At 36.2% G+C, this 16,959-nt stretch carries 13 protein-coding genes, 1 tRNA gene and 1 rRNA gene; 12 read left to right on the top strand and 3 right to left on the bottom strand.

Going from position 1 to position 16,959, the window contains the following annotated elements:
- Positions 1-18 precede the first annotated feature (18 nt).
- Together ACU1LP_RS07180 and ACU1LP_RS07175 are read right to left on the bottom strand one after the other, a co-directional pair.
- Entirely contained in the window at positions 19-1,347 is a 1,329-nt protein-coding gene (locus tag ACU1LP_RS07180; RefSeq protein ID WP_445733389.1) for a hypothetical protein, read from the bottom strand.
- Positions 1,344-2,075: a type III pantothenate kinase gene (locus tag ACU1LP_RS07175; protein ID WP_445732057.1), complete on the bottom strand. Its 732-nt coding sequence runs from the start codon at positions 2,073-2,075 to the stop codon at positions 1,344-1,346. The genes ACU1LP_RS07180 and ACU1LP_RS07175 overlap by 4 nt, the downstream gene beginning before the upstream one ends.
- Before the next feature lie 247 nt (positions 2,076-2,322).
- Between ACU1LP_RS07175 and ACU1LP_RS07170 the strand changes: the two genes are divergently transcribed.
- The 12 genes from ACU1LP_RS07170 to ACU1LP_RS07115 all read left to right on the top strand — a co-directional run bounded on the left by ACU1LP_RS07170 (position 2,323) and on the right by ACU1LP_RS07115 (position 16,839).
- Positions 2,323-2,395, top strand: a tRNA-Phe gene (locus tag ACU1LP_RS07170).
- Positions 2,396-2,522: 127 nt separating this feature from the next.
- The gene (locus ACU1LP_RS07165) at positions 2,523-3,146 is read left to right on the top strand and encodes a response regulator (RefSeq protein ID WP_445732056.1); all 624 of its coding nucleotides are present in this window, start codon (positions 2,523-2,525) and stop codon (positions 3,144-3,146) included.
- Positions 3,147-3,182: 36 nt separating this feature from the next.
- Complete coding sequence (locus ACU1LP_RS07160; RefSeq protein ID WP_445732055.1) at positions 3,183-5,087, top strand: tetratricopeptide repeat-containing sensor histidine kinase; 1,905 nt, start codon at positions 3,183-3,185, stop codon at positions 5,085-5,087.
- Positions 5,088-5,214: 127 nt separating this feature from the next.
- Entirely contained in the window at positions 5,215-6,588 is a 1,374-nt protein-coding gene (locus ACU1LP_RS07155) for an RCC1 domain-containing protein (protein WP_445732054.1), read from the top strand.
- Positions 6,589-6,620: 32 nt separating this feature from the next.
- On the top strand, positions 6,621-8,648 hold the full coding sequence (locus tag ACU1LP_RS07150) for a tetratricopeptide repeat protein (RefSeq protein ID WP_445735945.1): 2,028 nt from the start codon (positions 6,621-6,623) through the stop codon (positions 8,646-8,648).
- Positions 8,649-8,676: 28 nt separating this feature from the next.
- Positions 8,677-9,693: a hypothetical protein gene (locus ACU1LP_RS07145; protein ID WP_445735944.1), complete on the top strand. Its 1,017-nt coding sequence runs from the start codon at positions 8,677-8,679 to the stop codon at positions 9,691-9,693.
- Between the two features lie 65 nt (positions 9,694-9,758).
- On the top strand, positions 9,759-10,262 hold the full coding sequence (locus ACU1LP_RS07140) for a type VI secretion system tube protein Hcp (RefSeq protein WP_445735943.1): 504 nt from the start codon (positions 9,759-9,761) through the stop codon (positions 10,260-10,262).
- 56 nt (positions 10,263-10,318) lie between these two features.
- Positions 10,319-12,253: an OmpA family protein gene (locus ACU1LP_RS07135; protein WP_445735942.1), complete on the top strand. Its 1,935-nt coding sequence runs from the start codon at positions 10,319-10,321 to the stop codon at positions 12,251-12,253.
- A 14-nt stretch (positions 12,254-12,267) separates the two neighbouring features.
- Positions 12,268-13,278 carry a hypothetical protein gene (locus ACU1LP_RS07130; protein WP_445732049.1) on the top strand — a complete coding sequence of 337 codons (1,011 nt, stop codon included), beginning with the start codon at positions 12,268-12,270 and terminating at the stop codon, positions 13,276-13,278.
- A 364-nt stretch (positions 13,279-13,642) separates the two neighbouring features.
- Positions 13,643-13,849, top strand: a complete 207-nt coding sequence (locus tag ACU1LP_RS07125) for a hypothetical protein (RefSeq protein ID WP_445735941.1) — start codon at positions 13,643-13,645, stop codon at positions 13,847-13,849.
- Positions 13,840-14,907, top strand: coding sequence for a hypothetical protein (locus ACU1LP_RS07120; RefSeq protein WP_445735940.1), 1,068 nt, complete (start codon positions 13,840-13,842; stop codon positions 14,905-14,907). The genes ACU1LP_RS07125 and ACU1LP_RS07120 overlap by 10 nt, the downstream gene beginning before the upstream one ends.
- A 273-nt stretch (positions 14,908-15,180) precedes the next feature.
- Positions 15,181-16,839 (top strand): ELWxxDGT repeat protein, encoded by a 1,659-nt coding sequence (locus tag ACU1LP_RS07115; RefSeq protein ID WP_445735939.1) that lies wholly within the window; start codon positions 15,181-15,183, stop codon positions 16,837-16,839.
- 49 nt (positions 16,840-16,888) lie between these two features.
- Here ACU1LP_RS07115 and rrf read toward each other — a convergent pair.
- A 5S ribosomal RNA gene (gene rrf, locus ACU1LP_RS07110) occupies positions 16,889-16,959 on the bottom strand; the annotation flags it as partial.

Raw genomic sequence — 16,959 nt, 5'->3', positions numbered from 1 at the left:
GATAATAAATTTACGCTGTTAGTCATATTTTCTTTTACTGAACCATCTATCGTTCAAAGATAAACTTAATTGGAAATTAACAAAATTCTCTTGTATTAATTTACTGTTAGTAGTTCCTCTTTTTCCTAATTCGAATCCTAAATTGGCATTTGAGAAAAAGCTTCCAACCGGTAAGCCTACTCCAAAAGATATGCCAAACTCTTTTATGGACTCTTTTTTTATGTTTGGATCGGGGTTTTCAAAAACCAATCCTGTATTCTCAAAGTGCAAACCTGCTCTATATACGGCTCGCTTAAAGTAACTTGTGAACGAATTGTACTGAGGAATATAAAACCCTCCAATCGAAATAGTTGTTGCATCTTCATACTTTGTGAAACTACTTGTGTACAAAGGATTTGAAAAGTTACCCGTTTGTTGGTATACTGATTCTATTCCTACAAACCACTTCATGGGTTCTCCAACTCCCACGCCTATTGAGAATTTTGATGGCAATACCAAATTGGTTTCTTTCAACCCCGAAGCTTCCAAATCCGTTTCAATAGTATTCAATACAAACTCTTGTCCTGTACTGGAATTAATTGTAATGGTTGAAAATGATCTTTCGTTCCTTGATGCCAAATTACTCTCGGGAGTATATGTTATACCTGAAACAAGCTCCAAACGTTGGTCCAACATGGTTTTATATGAGACTCCTAAGTTGAAATTCAAGCCGCTTAAATCAGATCTATTGTTCTCTCTAGATGGGTTTGGTATTGGGTCACCATCAACATCATACGAGTAGGCTACCGTACTATTTTGAATATTCCCAAAGTTGTACTGGGCATCAATACCAACGCTTAACCCATCCATAATTAGATATCCCAAACCAAAAAACGCTTTGTTAAGCCCCCCTTGCCCTTTAAATCTATTCGAAATCCTAGCATCATTGTTAAGAGATTCCAATTTATATCCTACCGATGTATAAGGCAATAAGCCAAAACCAAAACCAAGTTTGCCCACTGGGATGGATAATGCCAAATAATCAAACGTGGTTGACGACGCCTTGTCGCTGCCCGAATCACTTTTTAGATCCATGCTGGAATAGCTTCCTCCTACGGTAAATTTAACAGGCCTGCTCTCATTGTTTAAAACCTCTAAATTTTTTCCTGCATACGAAGCGGGGTTTCGTAAATTTATATGGATACTATCGGTATAGATACTTAACCCACCCATGCTTCTGTTCTCGACTGTTCCTTTAAATTTTAAGCTTCCAATACCGTAAAAAGAATAAGGAGAGGCGGTGCCCTCTTGCCCATAACTACTAATTGCAAAAACTGCAATAAAAACCAATACAAGTTTTTTGATCATTCGTTTGAATTAAATTGTAAAATAAAGTTCAGTCCCTCTAAAAGAAAATTAGAAGTCGCAAATATGCTACTTTTTAATTGTTTAGACAAGAAATTACCATCGCCTCCTGTTAAAATAACTGTTAAATCTGAATATTTCCGTCTATAATCTTCTATAACCCCATCAATTTCTTTTAAAACACCATATACAATGCCAGAATGTATGGATTCTTCGGTTGAAATTCCAATAATATTATTTGGTAAATCTGTATCTAATAACGGTAAATTGGCCGTTAAATTATTCAACGATTTATAGCGCATTCGCAAACCCGGTGAAATGGCTCCGCCCAAGTGTTCATTCATTTGGTTTATAAAATCGTAAGTAATGCAAGTTCCTGCATCAATAATAAGCACATTCTTATTGGGGGAATGATTAACGGAAGCACTTACAAGCGCCATTCTGTCAACTCCTAAGGTTTTGGGTGTTTTATAAAGACTTGTGTAAGGCAATTTGGTGTCAGAATTCAAAATCAGCACCTTAAAATACAGGCTGATAACCTTAACATCTGTTTCACTTAATTTACCAACCGATGAAATAATGGCCTTCTTAACCGTTCTAAATTTATATTTAATAGCCTTAACGCGCTCTAAAATCAAATTTATTTCCACGACTTCTTTATGCTTAATTTGGTCGCCTTTAAATACCGCTAATTTTACAAAAGAGTTACCAACGTCTATTATTAGATTCATATATTGATTAAAGCCCAAATTTACAAAAACAGGAAATAATAACCCTTCGTATTTAACTTATTATATTGATATTAAAATACATGTACCTCCCAAAATAAAAAAACACGGAAAAGGATTCATTTTTTTCAAATTTATCTTGTCGAATAATAAAAATCAATATATATTTGCATCCGCTTTAGCGAGCTACCTTAGCTCATCCCGATAGCTATCGGGAGGTAGGGCAAAGTACAAAATTGTCAATTAGTTTGGTACCTTAGCTCAGTTGGTAGAGCAAAGGACTGAAAATCCTTGTGTCCCTGGTTCGATTCCTGGAGGTACCACAAAAAAAAATCCCGAAACTTATGTTTACGGGATTTTTTGTTTGTTGCAAACTTATAAAAATCAACCGTTTGTGCTATTGCATATTGAAATTAACTACCTTTAATTAGCAAATTAAATCGCAACCGAATGATTTCACTATGCATTATAGAGGATCTTATAGAAATTCAAAAGGGATTGGAAACCATTATTGAAGCAGATTCGAATTTTACACTCCTCAAAAGTTATGAAAATGCAGAAGATGCCATCGGCGAATTGCCAGATTTAAGACCAGATATTGTCCTTACCGATATTAATTTGCCTGGTAAAAGTGGTATTGACTGCATCCATGAACTAAAATCCAAGATTCCCGAAACGCTCTTCATTATGTTTACCATTTATGAGGACAACGACCAAGTTTTTGAAGCCTTAAAAGCTGGGGCAAGTGGCTACATTCTTAAAAACACTGCGCCTCAAAAAATCATTGAAGCGTTACTTGAACTTTATGATGGTGGCAGCCCAATGTCTCCAAAAATAGCTCGGAAAGTATTGAGCTCGTTCAATCCAAATACAACATCAAATACTGTCAATGAATTGATTTCCAAAAGAGAACAAGAAGTACTGTTGCTTTTGAGCAAAGGCTTTCTTTATAAGGAAATTGCCGATAAGCTCAACATTTCGTTGAGTACGGTAAAACGGCATCTCAATCATATTTATTCAAAGCTTCAGGTACAGAACAAAACGGAAGCGGTTAACAAACTATATGGCAAGTAGATGTGCAAAGTGTTCTGTCTATAAATTTAAAATTCGATGAAAAAAACAAGGCTTTTCTTTATTTCCGTTTTTTTGGGTTCTGTTTTGAATTGTTTTTGCCAACAGAAGTCCATTGAACAATTACAATCCGACATTGACAAAGCAAGCTCTGAAGAGTCAAAGGTCGATGCCATTAATAAGTTGGGCGACCACTGGTTTGACCGCAATTATGATTCAGCAATTTATTACTACAACAAAGCAAATAAGATAAGCAACTCCATTGATTATAAAAAAGGTGTTTTTGACCATGCCAGCAAATTGGGCAATGTGTATTTGTTTCAAGGAAACTATGGGGATTTGAAAAAGCTCATGGAAGCGTCCATTATTAAGGCAAAGCGATACAACGATAAGCATTACGAGGCTATGTACACCACAAATCTTGGAAATGCCTATATGTACAATTCCGAATATGAAAATGCCTTGCTTTACTTCCAAAAGGGTATTGATTTGTTCAACGCGAATAAAGAATTTGACTACGAGCGGAAAATCAATATTTTTATCAGTATCTGTTTTTTTAATTCAAGCAATTTTGACAAATCCATTGCCTATTCAAAGTTGGCACTGCAGCAATCTGACGCCGCAAAAGACAGTTTGAACATTGTGGAAGCCTTGGAGTATATTTCCAATGGGTACATCGAAAAAAATGAATTTAGCCAGGCTAAACCCTATCTTGAAAGAGCCATCAAACTTGCCAAAACATTGGAATTGCCCGATAAAATCGCCAGTAGCCAATATCTATTGTCACGGGTTTTTGCAGCGGAAAAAGCGTACCCAAAAGCCATTGAATATGCAAAAAAAGCACTGGAATATTATGATGCCACGGGAAACATTTTCTATAAAATAAATGTTTTGACATTTCTTTCAACGTATTACAAAGATTTGAAAGATTATGACAAATCACTAGAATATATAAAGCAAGCCGAACAATTGGCAGAAAGCAATCAGATGAAAAGCCATTTGCTATTGGTGTACAAAAATATGGCGGAATTGAACAATGACATCCAGAATTATAAGGATGCGTATCGCTATTTGGAAAAACATGATGTATTGAATGACAGTCTCAATTCCATTGATTTGAAGAACAAATTGCAAGGACTTGACGTACAATATGAAACTCAAAAAAAAGAACTTCAGATACAATCACTTCAACAGCAAAACACCATCAAAACATTACAGAACAAGAGGCGATTTTGGATTTCGTTGGTTCTTGTGATTGTTATTATCAGTCTATCCGTATTTGCTTATTACCAATTTAGAAATTTCAGGATAAAAAAAGCATTGCTTTCCGAACAACAAAAAACCGCCATTGTTGAAGAACGTCTTCGCATCGCCAGTGAAATGCACGACGATGTAGGTTCTGGGTTGAGCAGGATACGCTACATCATTGGTGCAATTTATAACGGGAAAACCGAACAAAAAGAGGGACTTGAAAAAATTACTGAAATAAGCGACGATTCGGTTCAAAAAATGAAGGAAATCATTTGGTCGCTAAATGAAAGTAACCAAAACCTTGAAGAACTTATTTATTACATTCGTGGCCAAATGAGTGAATTGACTGAAAATGCACAAATCCATTTTGAAAGTTATCTCCCAGAAAACATACCCACCCTGTTTTTTGGATGGGCCAGAAACCGAAACACCTATCTCTTGGTAAAGGAAACGGTACACAATGCCATAAAACATGCAGATGCCACTAAAATAACTTTGGAATTTGAGATTTCCAACGACCTTATAATCACCATTTCAGATAACGGAAGGGGTTTTGATACCAACCTAAAACATTCTGGAAACGGACTAAACAACTACAAAAAAAGAATTTCTGAATTGAAAGGTAACTACAAAATAACATCCGAATTAAGCAAGGGAACAACGGTCACCTTCCAAATCCCTCTAACTTATTAATAGGTTTCTTGCTCCTTGCTTCTTGCTTCTTGCTTCTTGCTTCTTGCTTCTTAAAAATGATACAAACGGTTGATTGACAAGCGTCTGATTAAAACATAATTTTATTTAAAATTTAAGAGATAAAATTATGAAACGAATTTTTACGCTGTTAAGTATCATCGCCATAACCACACACATGAATGCCCAATGTTGGCAAAGTGTAGCTACAGGTTCATATCACTCCTTGGCCATAAAGGCTGATGGTACACTTTGGACATGGGGACTGGGAACTGGTGTAAGCGTTCCTAAACAAATTGGAACCGCAACAAACTGGCAAACTGTTGCTGCTGGCTATGGTGATTCGTTTGCTTTAAAAACCGATGGTACGCTTTGGGCTTGGGGAGATAATGATTATGGACAACTCGGACTTGGGGTTAATGGAGGTTTTTATTTTAATCCTGTGCAAGTAGGTACTGACAATAATTGGCAAAGTATTGCTACTGGTGCTTATTTCGTTTTGGCACTTAAAAACAATGGCTCGCTCTGGTCTTGGGGTATCGATGATTATGGACAGTTAGGCGATGGAGGCAGCAATACCAACAGAAGTACACCCATGCAAATTGGAACAGACACCGATTGGCGAAATGTATATGCAGGTTACGACCATGCCCATGCCATAAAAACAAATGGCACACTATGGGGTTGGGGACAAAATTTTTATGGGAACCTTGGAAATGGCAACTTCGGCGCCGTTAGCGGGACAAACCCAGCGGTGAACATACCCACACAAATTGGCACAGACACCAATTGGCTGAATTTATCCATAAGAAACAGCAACCATGTATTGGGATTAAAAACCAATGGCACGCTTTGGGCTTGGGGACAGAATTTTGGAGGCGCATTGGGTGATGGCTCCAATATCAGCAAGTACGTTCCGACGCAAATTGGTACAGACACTAACTGGCAGTCAATTTATACCGGAAATTACGATTCACATGCCTTAAAAACCGATGGCACACTTTGGGCTTGGGGACGCAATGATTTTGGTCAACTTGGAGACGGAACATTGATAGACAAATATACACCCATACAAATAGGTACGGACCTCACTTGGCAGCGACTTACCTCTGGTGGGATTGACTATTCCATGGGAATTAAACTTGATGGTTCGATGTGGGGATGGGGGAAAAATCCTTATGGGCAACTCGGCAACGGAGGAAGCAATTCAAATATTAACAGTCCCATTACAATCAATTGCCCAACATCCACTTTAGGTGTAGGCAATTTTACCACAGTTGATTTTATGGTGTTCCCAAATCCCGTGAAGGATATCTTGACCATTAAAAATCCATCAAATTTACCAATTAGCAGTTTTAGTATCATGGATATTTTTGGTAAGACAGTTTTAAAACAAGCGGAGTCTTCAAATCAAATCAATGTTGAATCTTTAAAACAAGGCATGTATTTTTTACAAACAACCCTTGAAGGAAAAAATTCGATAACCAAATTTATAAAGCGTTGAGATTTTAATTGGTTAATTATAAACCTAATAAGATGAAAAAATTTTATATCATAATTAGTTTGATGTTTTTAGTGAACATTTCATTTGGGCAAAGAAAACCAACTGAAAAACCTCCTACCCAAAAAGAAATGCAGGACATGATGAAGGAAATGCAGCAAGGTATGGATGAAATGAGTGAAGAAGATAAAAAAATGATGGATAGTATGGGTATAAAAATGCCCAATATGAAAGCATTGCAAAGAACAGTATCCAGCGTTAGTGATGCAAACATGAAAAATGCTTATGATAACGAGAACAGGATTGTACCAAAAAAAGATGATTTAAGAATTAAAGCAGCCCTTGCAACCAAACTTTCAAATTCCGGGATGAGTGCGTACATCGATCAAACACAACAGGAAGTACTGCAAAGATTATCACCTGCTACAAAAGCCAAAGGCGCAGAAATTTATCAGCAAATAAAAAGTTTAAATAAATCTGAAGGGAATTCAGCGGTTGGGTTGTGGATGGATGGCAAGCCCACACTTGCATTATATATTATGGGAGAAGTCTGCAAAGAAGATCCAACCAATGCAATCCATTTGAACAATTATGCATCGTTTTTAACCTCATGCGGTGCAGAACAAAAAGCACTACCGATTTTAAACAATCTCAATTCACGCTTTCCCAAAAACAGCAGCATTCTTAACAACATAGCCCAGGCATGGTTGGGGTTGGGTGATATACCAAGAGCCGAACGTTATGCCGACAGTACCGTTCGTATTTATGCTAACCATCCTCAGGCAAATATGGCTATTTGTTTAATTGAAGAAAGCAAGGGTAATATTCCTGCAGCTCTTGTTGCTGGCAAAAAAGGCATTAGTAAAGCCTTTAGTACTGAAAAAGTAAACAGATTAAAAAAGTTGGGCTATACTATAAAAAGTGATGATCTAAACTGGGACATACCTATGCCACAGGACCCAATGGGTTTAGAAAAATTTACGTGGCCAGATTTTCCGATGAATGTTGATCAAAATGAACTTCTTAAAAATTATTGGAAAGATTTTAGGAATAAAATTGCAGAAAAAATTAACGAACTTGAATCAAAACAACAAGAATTAGTAAAGTTATGGGAGATTGAAAATGAATTACGCACTAATCGGATCATAAGTGGTGCTCAAAATGGTCAATATTACCAATTGCTACCTGGATACGCAGTCAAAGCCAACATAAAATTAGGACCTGGGGTAAGTGATATACAAGCCGATATGGCTTTTGCTTTTACAAAAGAATTTGAACCTGTCAATAATGCCTTGGCACGAATAAAAGAATACGAGGATATCTTTAATCGAAATCAGGAAGAAATAGATGGTGAATATAAAGGTGAAATTGGCGAAGGAAAATCGAACCCGGTAGCAGCTTATTGCAGTGAATCAAATGCAAATAGGTCTCAATTTTTAAGATCTGCCAATGGTGGTCTAGTAGCCGCCTATAAGGCATATTTTGATAATTTCCTGCGCCGAGGTAGTGATCTTTTATATTATTATCAATATACATTATGGCCAGAACAATTTGAACTTGTAAAAGTTAATGCTCAACTAACCTGGCTTAGACAAATTAGTGAACAAAGGGTTGTTTTTATGGATAAAAGCAAATGGTGCGAACTTGTTCCTGTATTTCGAGACCCAAGCCAATTACAAAATTTTGATGATGTAAGCTGTCAGTATGTGAGCACAATGAACCTTGGGGTATATAAAATCACTTCCAGTTGCAGTAATTTATACGGAGAATTCGATTTTGGTGGAGTAAAAATTGATATAAATGACAACGTAGAAACAGGAAAATTTTCAGGCTCGGCTTTGATAGGAGTAAGTAAAGGCTTTGATGGACCAGCTGGTGTTGAAGTAGAAGGTTCGGCAGCTGTTGGAGTAGAATTTGATGGTAATGGACTTACAGATGTAGTTGCTATTGTTGGAGTTGATGCCAATGTAGCAGGGCAAAACATAGCTGGGGCAGATGTTAAAATTACTATTAATAGTGGAGTAACTACCTCGGGTAAAGGAATTTTAGAAGGTATAAAATAGTGATCAAAAATTTTAAATAACATTCATTATGAAAAATATACTATTGATTATTTTATTAGGGATTACAATCAGCTCCAATGCGCAGGATTGTAAATCAGAAAATCTTGCCAAATTACCTGGCACATGGAAAAAAGCGGCACAGGGTTCTATTGAAAACATTAGCGCCATAGAGTTAGCTAAAGAAAAAGCAATTTTAAATAACCTCCATCAATTAATCAGTGATAATTACAAACCCACAGGTTGCCAGATTTCATACAGTACAGTATTTGGTAAATATCTTGCACAGGGCAAGAACTGGATTGCAGATCCATATTACTACAGTATGTATATTCTCAGGTACTTATGCGATAAAAATAGTATTGATAAGTCAAAATATTATGTTGATGTTTCTACAACCACCAATTACAAGATTACAATCAATGCAATATATAATCTCAACAGGTTGTATGCCGCTGAATTACCGGACGATGAATTAAGAGGCTATCTAAAATTGAAACAAAAACCCCAGAAAAAAGATGGATTTTATTTTATGGGTGAAGAAATTGTTGGAGATGCCTACCGTGAAAATAAGATCATGCAGTATTCGTGGTTGATTACCTATAATGACACTTTACCGTTTTATTATGTAAGCCGAAAGGAATATTTGCAGCTCACCAAAAAAAGACTGGACAAAACCATGAGCGAACAACCCGACAGTAAAGCGTACTATCAGGAGTTTGCTAACCGAATTAAGGACTACATGGATCAAACCGCTGATTACCTGAACCAGCCTGCCATTTGCATGTGGAATGATGAAGAGCGATTTAATGGTTTTGTTGAGGAAGGAACTTTAGGTTCATTTATTGCCATTAAACCCAACATTGTTTATTACAGAAAAAATCTAAAACCTTCTGTGCCTCAATTCTTTCACATACAATATGAGTTAACGCAACGAGAACCTGTCTTTGAAAAAAATATTGATGGTATTAAAGAGGCTGTTGATTTTGAAAAATTGCACAGCTTGTTAGGGAAAGAATCAATCAAAACAGCAACAAAAAATAACTAATCCGTCACAAAAACAATTTATTGACAAATTAACCTATCAATCAACAACATATAATCTAATAAAAAATGAAAAAACTACTATTAACTTTAATGTTGCTACCCATAATGGCGTTAGCACAAACCTCAGAAGTATATATCAATTTAACCAATGCATCTGGCACGCCTATTAAAGGGGATGCCGTAACCCGTGGCTTCGAAAAATGGATTCAGGCACTTACCATTGCATCGGGTGGCAAAAACAATTCACAAGTAAGTTTTACTATGAACATTAGTGGTTCTGCTGCCGAATTGAAAAAAGCAATGGCAAGTGATGAATTATTGCCAACCGGTCAGGTATCTGTGATGCAAGCTGGAACTTCCACCACACAGTACACCATCAAAATGGAAAGAATACAAGTATTGGCCTGCACAGAAACGATGGGCTGCAATGGGGTCATGACCACAAGCGCAACACTACAGCCCGTTCGTATTGGTTGGACTTATTACAGTACTGGCAAAGGTGGCTTGCAAACAGTTTCCAATAAATATGGCTATGATTTAGATACTGGCGGGGCGTGGAATAATTTTTAATCAAGAGAATATAAGTCAATGAATTAAAAGCTAAAAATAATTTAAATTATAAACCAATGAAAAAATATCTATTACTTATCGGGATGTTCGTGATTTGTAACATTTCTAGCGGACAGATTTTAAAGAAACTTAAAGATAAAATAACTGACAAAACAGAACAGAAAGTTGATGCCAAAACAGATAGAACCATTGATAAATCCTTAGACAGTTTACTGGATGCAAAGTCGCCTGTAAAAATAAAAAAGAAGTCAAAAGATGATTCAAGTGACGAAAATGAAGCTACGACAGGAACAAAGGCAGGAGCTTCGTCTTCATCTAATCTAAAAGTATACAGCAAATTTGATTTTGTTCCTGGCTCAAGCATTTTATATTTTGACAATTTTGAAAAGGATAATATTGGGGAAACACCACTTGGATGGATTACATCAGCCTCTGCTGAAGTAGTTACTATTGAAGGACTTGAAGGAAACTGGGTAAAAATGGCTTCCACTAGTGCCAATCATTTTATTCGCAGTAAAAAGCAAAGCTGGGGAAATAATTTTACCATTGAATTTGATTTATTACTTATCAAAAATTCTTATGATCCCCGAATTGATATCAATTTAATTAATACAGGAGGCAATTTAGTCACCGATGAATCAATTTTGTCAAGTAGCAAAAAACCTGCCCTAAACTTTTCAGCAATTTTAAGCGGTGATAATATGAGCAGAGCCAGTCTCTATGCCGGTGATAAAAAATTGTCAGACGCGATGACAGAAAGCCTTCCCTACAGCAATACCATGCCGGTACATGTTAGTATGTGTGTGCAAGGAAAGCGTTTCCGAATGTGGTGGAATGATCGAAAATTATATGACCTCCAAGCGATAAGTGAAGAATACCTTCCAAACCAATTAGGCTTTTCATTCTATAGCACTGGTGGGTTTGATGCTTACATAAGTAATATTCGAATCGCAAAAGATATTCCTGATACCCGAGCAAAATTTGAAGAAGGTAAAATAGTCAGTAATCTATTATTCTTTGCAGGTACTTCTAAACTAAAGCCTGAAAGCATGGGAGCATTGCTCGATGTAAGTAAGGTTTTAAAAGATGTTACAAGTACTGTAAAAATTGTTGGCCATACAGATGCAGATGGAGATGATGCTTCAAATTTAAAACTTTCAGAGCAAAGAGCCGAAACGGTTAAAAGTATTTTGGTAAATCAGTTTAATATTAATGAAAGTAAATTAGAAACCGAGGGACGTGGTGAAAACCAACCAATTGCAGATAATAAAAGTGCCGAAGGTAAAGCACAGAATAGAAGAGTTGAATTTATATTTAAATCAGAGGCTGATAACTATATTGCTCCTTCGGGGGTATTACCTACTTCGGACTCAAAATTGGGAAACAATGTAAAAAACCCTTCAACCAAAAATACAGATATATCTGCTGTTTCTGGTGAGGCAATTGTAAAACTGCAAAGTAAAATCTTAAACGTCAATCTTCCCTTTGCACAAATCATGAAAACTGGTGACAATAGCTTCACTTTTACGGCCAGTAAAGAAGAAGGCAACAACAAGGAAAATTATTTCAAAATACAACTAAAGTCTGTTAACAATTCACTAAAACCAGAAACTTATAATTTTACAGAAATAGCCCAAAAACTTCCCTTATATGGAAGTAAACAGTATGCAGAAATCACAGATAATGAGGCTGTGTTATTGTATGGCGCTACACAAAAACCTTATATCTATCGATTTTCACCTATAGTGGCAAATGGAACAATGGCTTCTTATGTAGATAATTCATTGGCAAGGCATTTACCAGCTCCTTCCCCAAATTGCATATTTGTAATAGAAAAAGTTGAGAATGGAAAAGCAAGCGGCTATTTTACAACGGGCATAATGATTGAAGGTCTAAAACCGGTTACCAAAGGAGATGCAGAACAACAAACATTTACAGATGGGTTTTCTGGTGAAATGAAATGCACGTTTTCGAATGTGCCGGTTTATTAATACGGTAATAAATAATGAAAAATATATCCCTTGTTTGTATTTTTAGCTTATCCCTATGCCAAATGTTCGCACAAAAAGAATCTTTTGACATTACAAATTTTATCCCACCAAAAAACTGGGATAAAAACGTAAAAGAAGGATCATTTATAAGTTATATAAGCAGTAACAAACAAAAAGATAGTTACTGCAGGATAACGGTGTTCAAAAGTATTGCCAGTAAGGGTGGCATCAATGAAGATTTTGAAAATGAGTGGGAAGAACTTGCAGCAAAAAGTTACAAGATTTCTGATTCTGTAAAGACATCTGGAATACAAAAATATGGGAACTGGGATACGAAAACAGGGATAAGCACCTTTACGTTTAATAATAATGATAATAATATTATTATTCTCAGTACCAGTACCGGATTTAAAAAAACTACCAGCTTACAGATCATTTATAACAATCCTGATTACGATTCCACTATAGCAAATTTTTTATCCAGTGTTAGTTATAAAGAAAATGGAACTACCGCTCCTGTTATTGTTGAAAACAATAACAGCACCATCCAGTTTTCTGGTAAGTGGGCCCGCAGTATTTCTCTATCCTATAATGCAGGCGGTATGAATAGCGGCTATACAAAAAGCATTTACAACTTCAAAAGTGATAACAGCTATACATTTACCCAACGGACCTGGGGAATGACTGCTAAATATATTTACGTTGTAAAAGAAACAGGTCTTTTAAAAATGAATAACAACCAGGTTACGCTTACACCGGAAAGATCTGTAGTTGAAAGCTGGGAACATAATGGTGATACCTTAGTAAAACTGATAGCCACCAACGAACGGCCATTGGAAACAATGACATACCAATTTGTTATCAGATATGATGATTCAATGAAAGATTGGGACCTGATATTACAGACCAATAACGAAACATTACGGGATGGAAAATTTTCCGGGATCCAACCCTACCCCAACGGGTGGTACTATAGCAGGCGTTTTTCTGACTATGACTTAACAGCTCCAAAAATATTCAAGTAGAAAATAATTTTAAAAAACCCCTGTTTTAAAGGATAGTTTTCAATGCCAATTCCTATTAGTTTTATCTTCAAAATAACTGTGATGAAAAAATTGATATTGATAATGTTGGGTTTTACATTCACCCTTAATGCAATCTCTCAAAAACAAACTTTTGACCTGTTCACCTATACCCCACCTAAAAGTTGGACAAAAGAAATAACTAAACCACTATGGACTGCAAGTCCATAGGTTTCTTTGAGCAATGAAATTGCTTTTTGAATACATCACGAAAAAATCAAAAAATTATGGTAAACGAAAACTGTTATAGAAAATTTGTAGAAACTGAAAGTCTTGCACTGAAAGTGCATAGTTTCAACTAACGAATGTGACCAATGAAGGAGTTATCAGCTATACTTTCATAGATAAGAAAGATAAAAGCTGGTGCCAGACAGGTATTTATAAAAGTACAGTAAGCAAAGGAAGTATTGATGCTGATTTTGACAGTGAATGGCAAACATTGGTAGCAAAACAATACCATACAACTGAACCACCATTGGGTACTGATACTAGTGAAGCCGAAGGATGGAAATAAAATCAGGTGCTGGTAAATTTATTTTTAATGCAAAAGAAACAATGGTACTGCTAACTACTTTTTCAGGGTATGGTGTTTGCATGAGTATTGTAGCCACCACACCAAACCAGCGATATATAAAAGATATTGAAAACCTTATTGGTTCTCTTGAATTGAAAAAGCCCGAATTAAAAGAGCAAAATTCAGTAACAGAAGTAATTAATAATAACCCCGCAACTGCTGGAAAGGGCTTTGCATTTACAACAACCAATTTTGATGATGGCTGGGTTGCAACCGAACAGGCCGACTGGGTGGAAGTGACAAAAGGAAATATAAAAGTATCACTGCACTATCCGAAAGAAGGAACGATTATCCCGGCAGATCCAGATCCGCAAATCCGTGCCGCATGGGATATTTTGGTTGCACCGCGTTACAGTAATTTGCAAAACTTCAAAACCACATACATTAGCACCTATAATCGCCCCTACATTGGCATGGGGAGTGTTATAGAAAACAAGACTCAAGAAGCTGTCTATGTCGTCTTATTCAAGCAAAGCTCTGGATGGATAGAAGTTGTTTCGCCGGATAAAAATTCATTTGTGCAACACTTTAATTTTGATCCAGAAACAATCCAATGGGATAGTGATTCTGATATATTGAAAACATTGGATACTATGGTTGGAAGAAACAAATTTGCCGTAGCGGTTTCTGATCTTAATGGCACAGGCAAATGGAGCACCCGTTTTTCCAGCAATACTTATTATACCAACATATATACCGGCAACAGTGCTGGTATGAGTACGTATTCATCTTCTGAATCTTTTGAATTTGGGAGTGGGCAAAGCTACACATGGCAATTGACGGCTGCCAACTCTTACGGTGGCAGCATGGGTATGGCACAGGCAAAAGGCGCCGGAACCTTCAAATCTGTAAATAACTGGCAACTATACTTTTCAGAAATGGAGGGTAAACCAAAGATATTTGATGTTTACTTTACTGTCTTAAAAGGAAAAAGGGTGTTATGGATGAATGATGCACAACATTCCGGTTCTGGCATTTTTACAGGATTTACAAAATAAAATTCAAAAACTGAAACCGACAAGATTAAATTCTATGCCACAGCGTATAATTCAGGTTACCATAAATCAGAATCAATTTTAAACAAAGAGCTTCTCAATAATTCATTCTATACTGGTAGAATAACGAAATCCAAAAAACACAACTATGCCAACATAAGCACCTATTACTTTCAAAATGAGTGAACTATTATAAAAAATGATACAAAAGGTTGATTGACACATATCATTTTATCGCATAATTTCACATCACTATTAACCTAAACCTAGAAAATCATGAAAACAAAAATTACATTACTGATACCAATCATCCTTATTGTAAATTGGCACACATACTCACAAACCCCTTATATGGTAAAAGATATTAATCCAGGAACGCCATCGTCTATTCTCTACTCTATTTTCTCTGAATTAATACGAGTCGATAACACTTTATTTTTTAAAGCTTACAATCCAACCAATGGTTTGGAGCTATGGAAAAGTGATGGTACTTCCGCAGGAACTGTTATGGTAAAAGATATTAACGCAGGAACAGAAAATTCAAATCCATCTCATTTCACTATTGTAAATGGTACCTTATTTTTTAAGGCAAATGATGGCATCAATGGTATAGAACTTTGGAAAAGTGATGGCACCGAGTCTGGTACAATGATGGTAAAAAACATTAGACCTAGCACTATAGATGACGGCTATGCACACATAGAAGAGCTTACGAGTGTTGGAAACCTACTCTTTTTTGCGGCCAACGATGGTGTAAACGATTATGCCTTATGGAAAAGTGATGGTACAGAAGCAGGAACGGTAATGGTCAAAGATATTAATCCAACAACTCAACCTACCTCTCTTGGTAGGTTAATAAATATTAACGGCACGTTATTTTTTGGGGCTTCAGATGGTGTTAATGGCTATGAATTATGGAAAAGTGATGGTACAGAGCCTGGAACTGTGATGGTAAAAGACATTCTACCTGGAAGTCAAGGCGGTTTTAGTTCAAATATGCCAATGGCCAATGTTAATGGCACTTTATTTTTTGTTGGAAACAACGGTTATGGAAATCGCGAATTATGGAAAAGCGATGGCACAGAGTCTGGTACAGTTATGGTTAAAGATATATTTCCAGGAGATAATGGGTTTGCAAGTAATGCTTCTAACCCTTATCAATTAACCAATGTTAATGGTCTCTTGTTTTTTGGAGCAAATGATGGTGTCCATGGGCCAGAATTATGGAAAAGTAATGGGACAGAATTAGGAACAGTATTAGTAAAGGATATTATACCGGGAATTATTTCTTCACAACTAACTGCTTTGAGTAACTGTAATGGTACGCTTTATTTTCAAGCATTCGATTCTAATGGCTATTTAGATGTTTGGAAAAGTGATGGCACTGAAACTGGAACAGTATTATTAAAAAATCCAGCTTCAGGCAACTTTTATTCTGAACCGGTAGAGTTTACATCTCTAAATGGCTATGTATATTTTGTTGCAACTGGTAACACTATTGGTCAAGAATTATTTCGTACCGACGGAACAGCAGAAGGAACGGTTGGTTACAATATTCGCTACCTTACAGAAAGTTCTGCTCCAGCAAATTTAACCGTTGTAAACAATAATTTATTTTTCTCGGCCGATAATGGTGGTGCCAATGGAAGGGAGTTATGGGCTTTATCAACAGTTGCTTTGTCGGTTGAAGAAAATAGTTTCACTGAAAGTGGCTTTAGAATTTACCCAAATCCAGCAAAAGACATATTAACGATAAAGAATCTATCCAATCAAACTATTAACTGTATTACCGTCTTGGATATGACAGGTAAAACAGTTATAAAACAAGAGGTTTCTTTAAATCAAATAAATATAGAAACTTTAAAGCAAGGTATGTATTTAGTACAAATTAAAGTAAATGAACAATTTGTTGTATTAAAGTTTATTAAAAACTAAAACCTTATAAACACAAAAAACCCTTCATATTTCTATGAAGGGTTTCCAAAAAAGGCAACGACCTACTCTCCCACAATGCAGTACCATCGGCGCTAACGGGCTTAACTTCTCTGTTCGGAA

This window comes from Mariniflexile sp. (genome assembly GCF_052728615.1).
Note: the sequence above shows the minus strand (reverse complement) of the source record. Positions and strands in the feature narration are given on the sequence as shown.

What these genes read in the sequence shown, in the direction of transcription:
- ACU1LP_RS07175 (WP_445732057.1), bottom strand. Translation starts at nt 2,075, where the DNA reads ATGAATCTAATAATAGACGTTGGTAACTCTTTTGTAAAATTAGCGGTA.
- ACU1LP_RS07130 (WP_445732049.1), top strand. Translation starts at nt 12,268, where the DNA reads ATGAAAAATATATCCCTTGTTTGTATTTTTAGCTTATCCCTATGCCAA.
- ACU1LP_RS07145 (WP_445735944.1), top strand. Translation starts at nt 8,677, where the DNA reads ATGAAAAATATACTATTGATTATTTTATTAGGGATTACAATCAGCTCC.
- ACU1LP_RS07135 (WP_445735942.1), top strand. Translation starts at nt 10,319, where the DNA reads ATGAAAAAATATCTATTACTTATCGGGATGTTCGTGATTTGTAACATT.
- ACU1LP_RS07160 (WP_445732055.1), top strand. Translation starts at nt 3,183, where the DNA reads ATGAAAAAAACAAGGCTTTTCTTTATTTCCGTTTTTTTGGGTTCTGTT.
- ACU1LP_RS07115 (WP_445735939.1), top strand. Translation starts at nt 15,181, where the DNA reads ATGAAAACAAAAATTACATTACTGATACCAATCATCCTTATTGTAAAT.
- ACU1LP_RS07120 (WP_445735940.1), top strand. Translation starts at nt 13,840, where the DNA reads ATGGAAATAAAATCAGGTGCTGGTAAATTTATTTTTAATGCAAAAGAA.
- ACU1LP_RS07150 (WP_445735945.1), top strand. Translation starts at nt 6,621, where the DNA reads ATGAAAAAATTTTATATCATAATTAGTTTGATGTTTTTAGTGAACATT.
- ACU1LP_RS07165 (WP_445732056.1), top strand. Translation starts at nt 2,523, where the DNA reads ATGATTTCACTATGCATTATAGAGGATCTTATAGAAATTCAAAAGGGA.
- ACU1LP_RS07180 (WP_445733389.1), bottom strand. Translation starts at nt 1,347, where the DNA reads ATGATCAAAAAACTTGTATTGGTTTTTATTGCAGTTTTTGCAATTAGT.
- ACU1LP_RS07155 (WP_445732054.1), top strand. Translation starts at nt 5,215, where the DNA reads ATGAAACGAATTTTTACGCTGTTAAGTATCATCGCCATAACCACACAC.
- ACU1LP_RS07140 (WP_445735943.1), top strand. Translation starts at nt 9,759, where the DNA reads ATGAAAAAACTACTATTAACTTTAATGTTGCTACCCATAATGGCGTTA.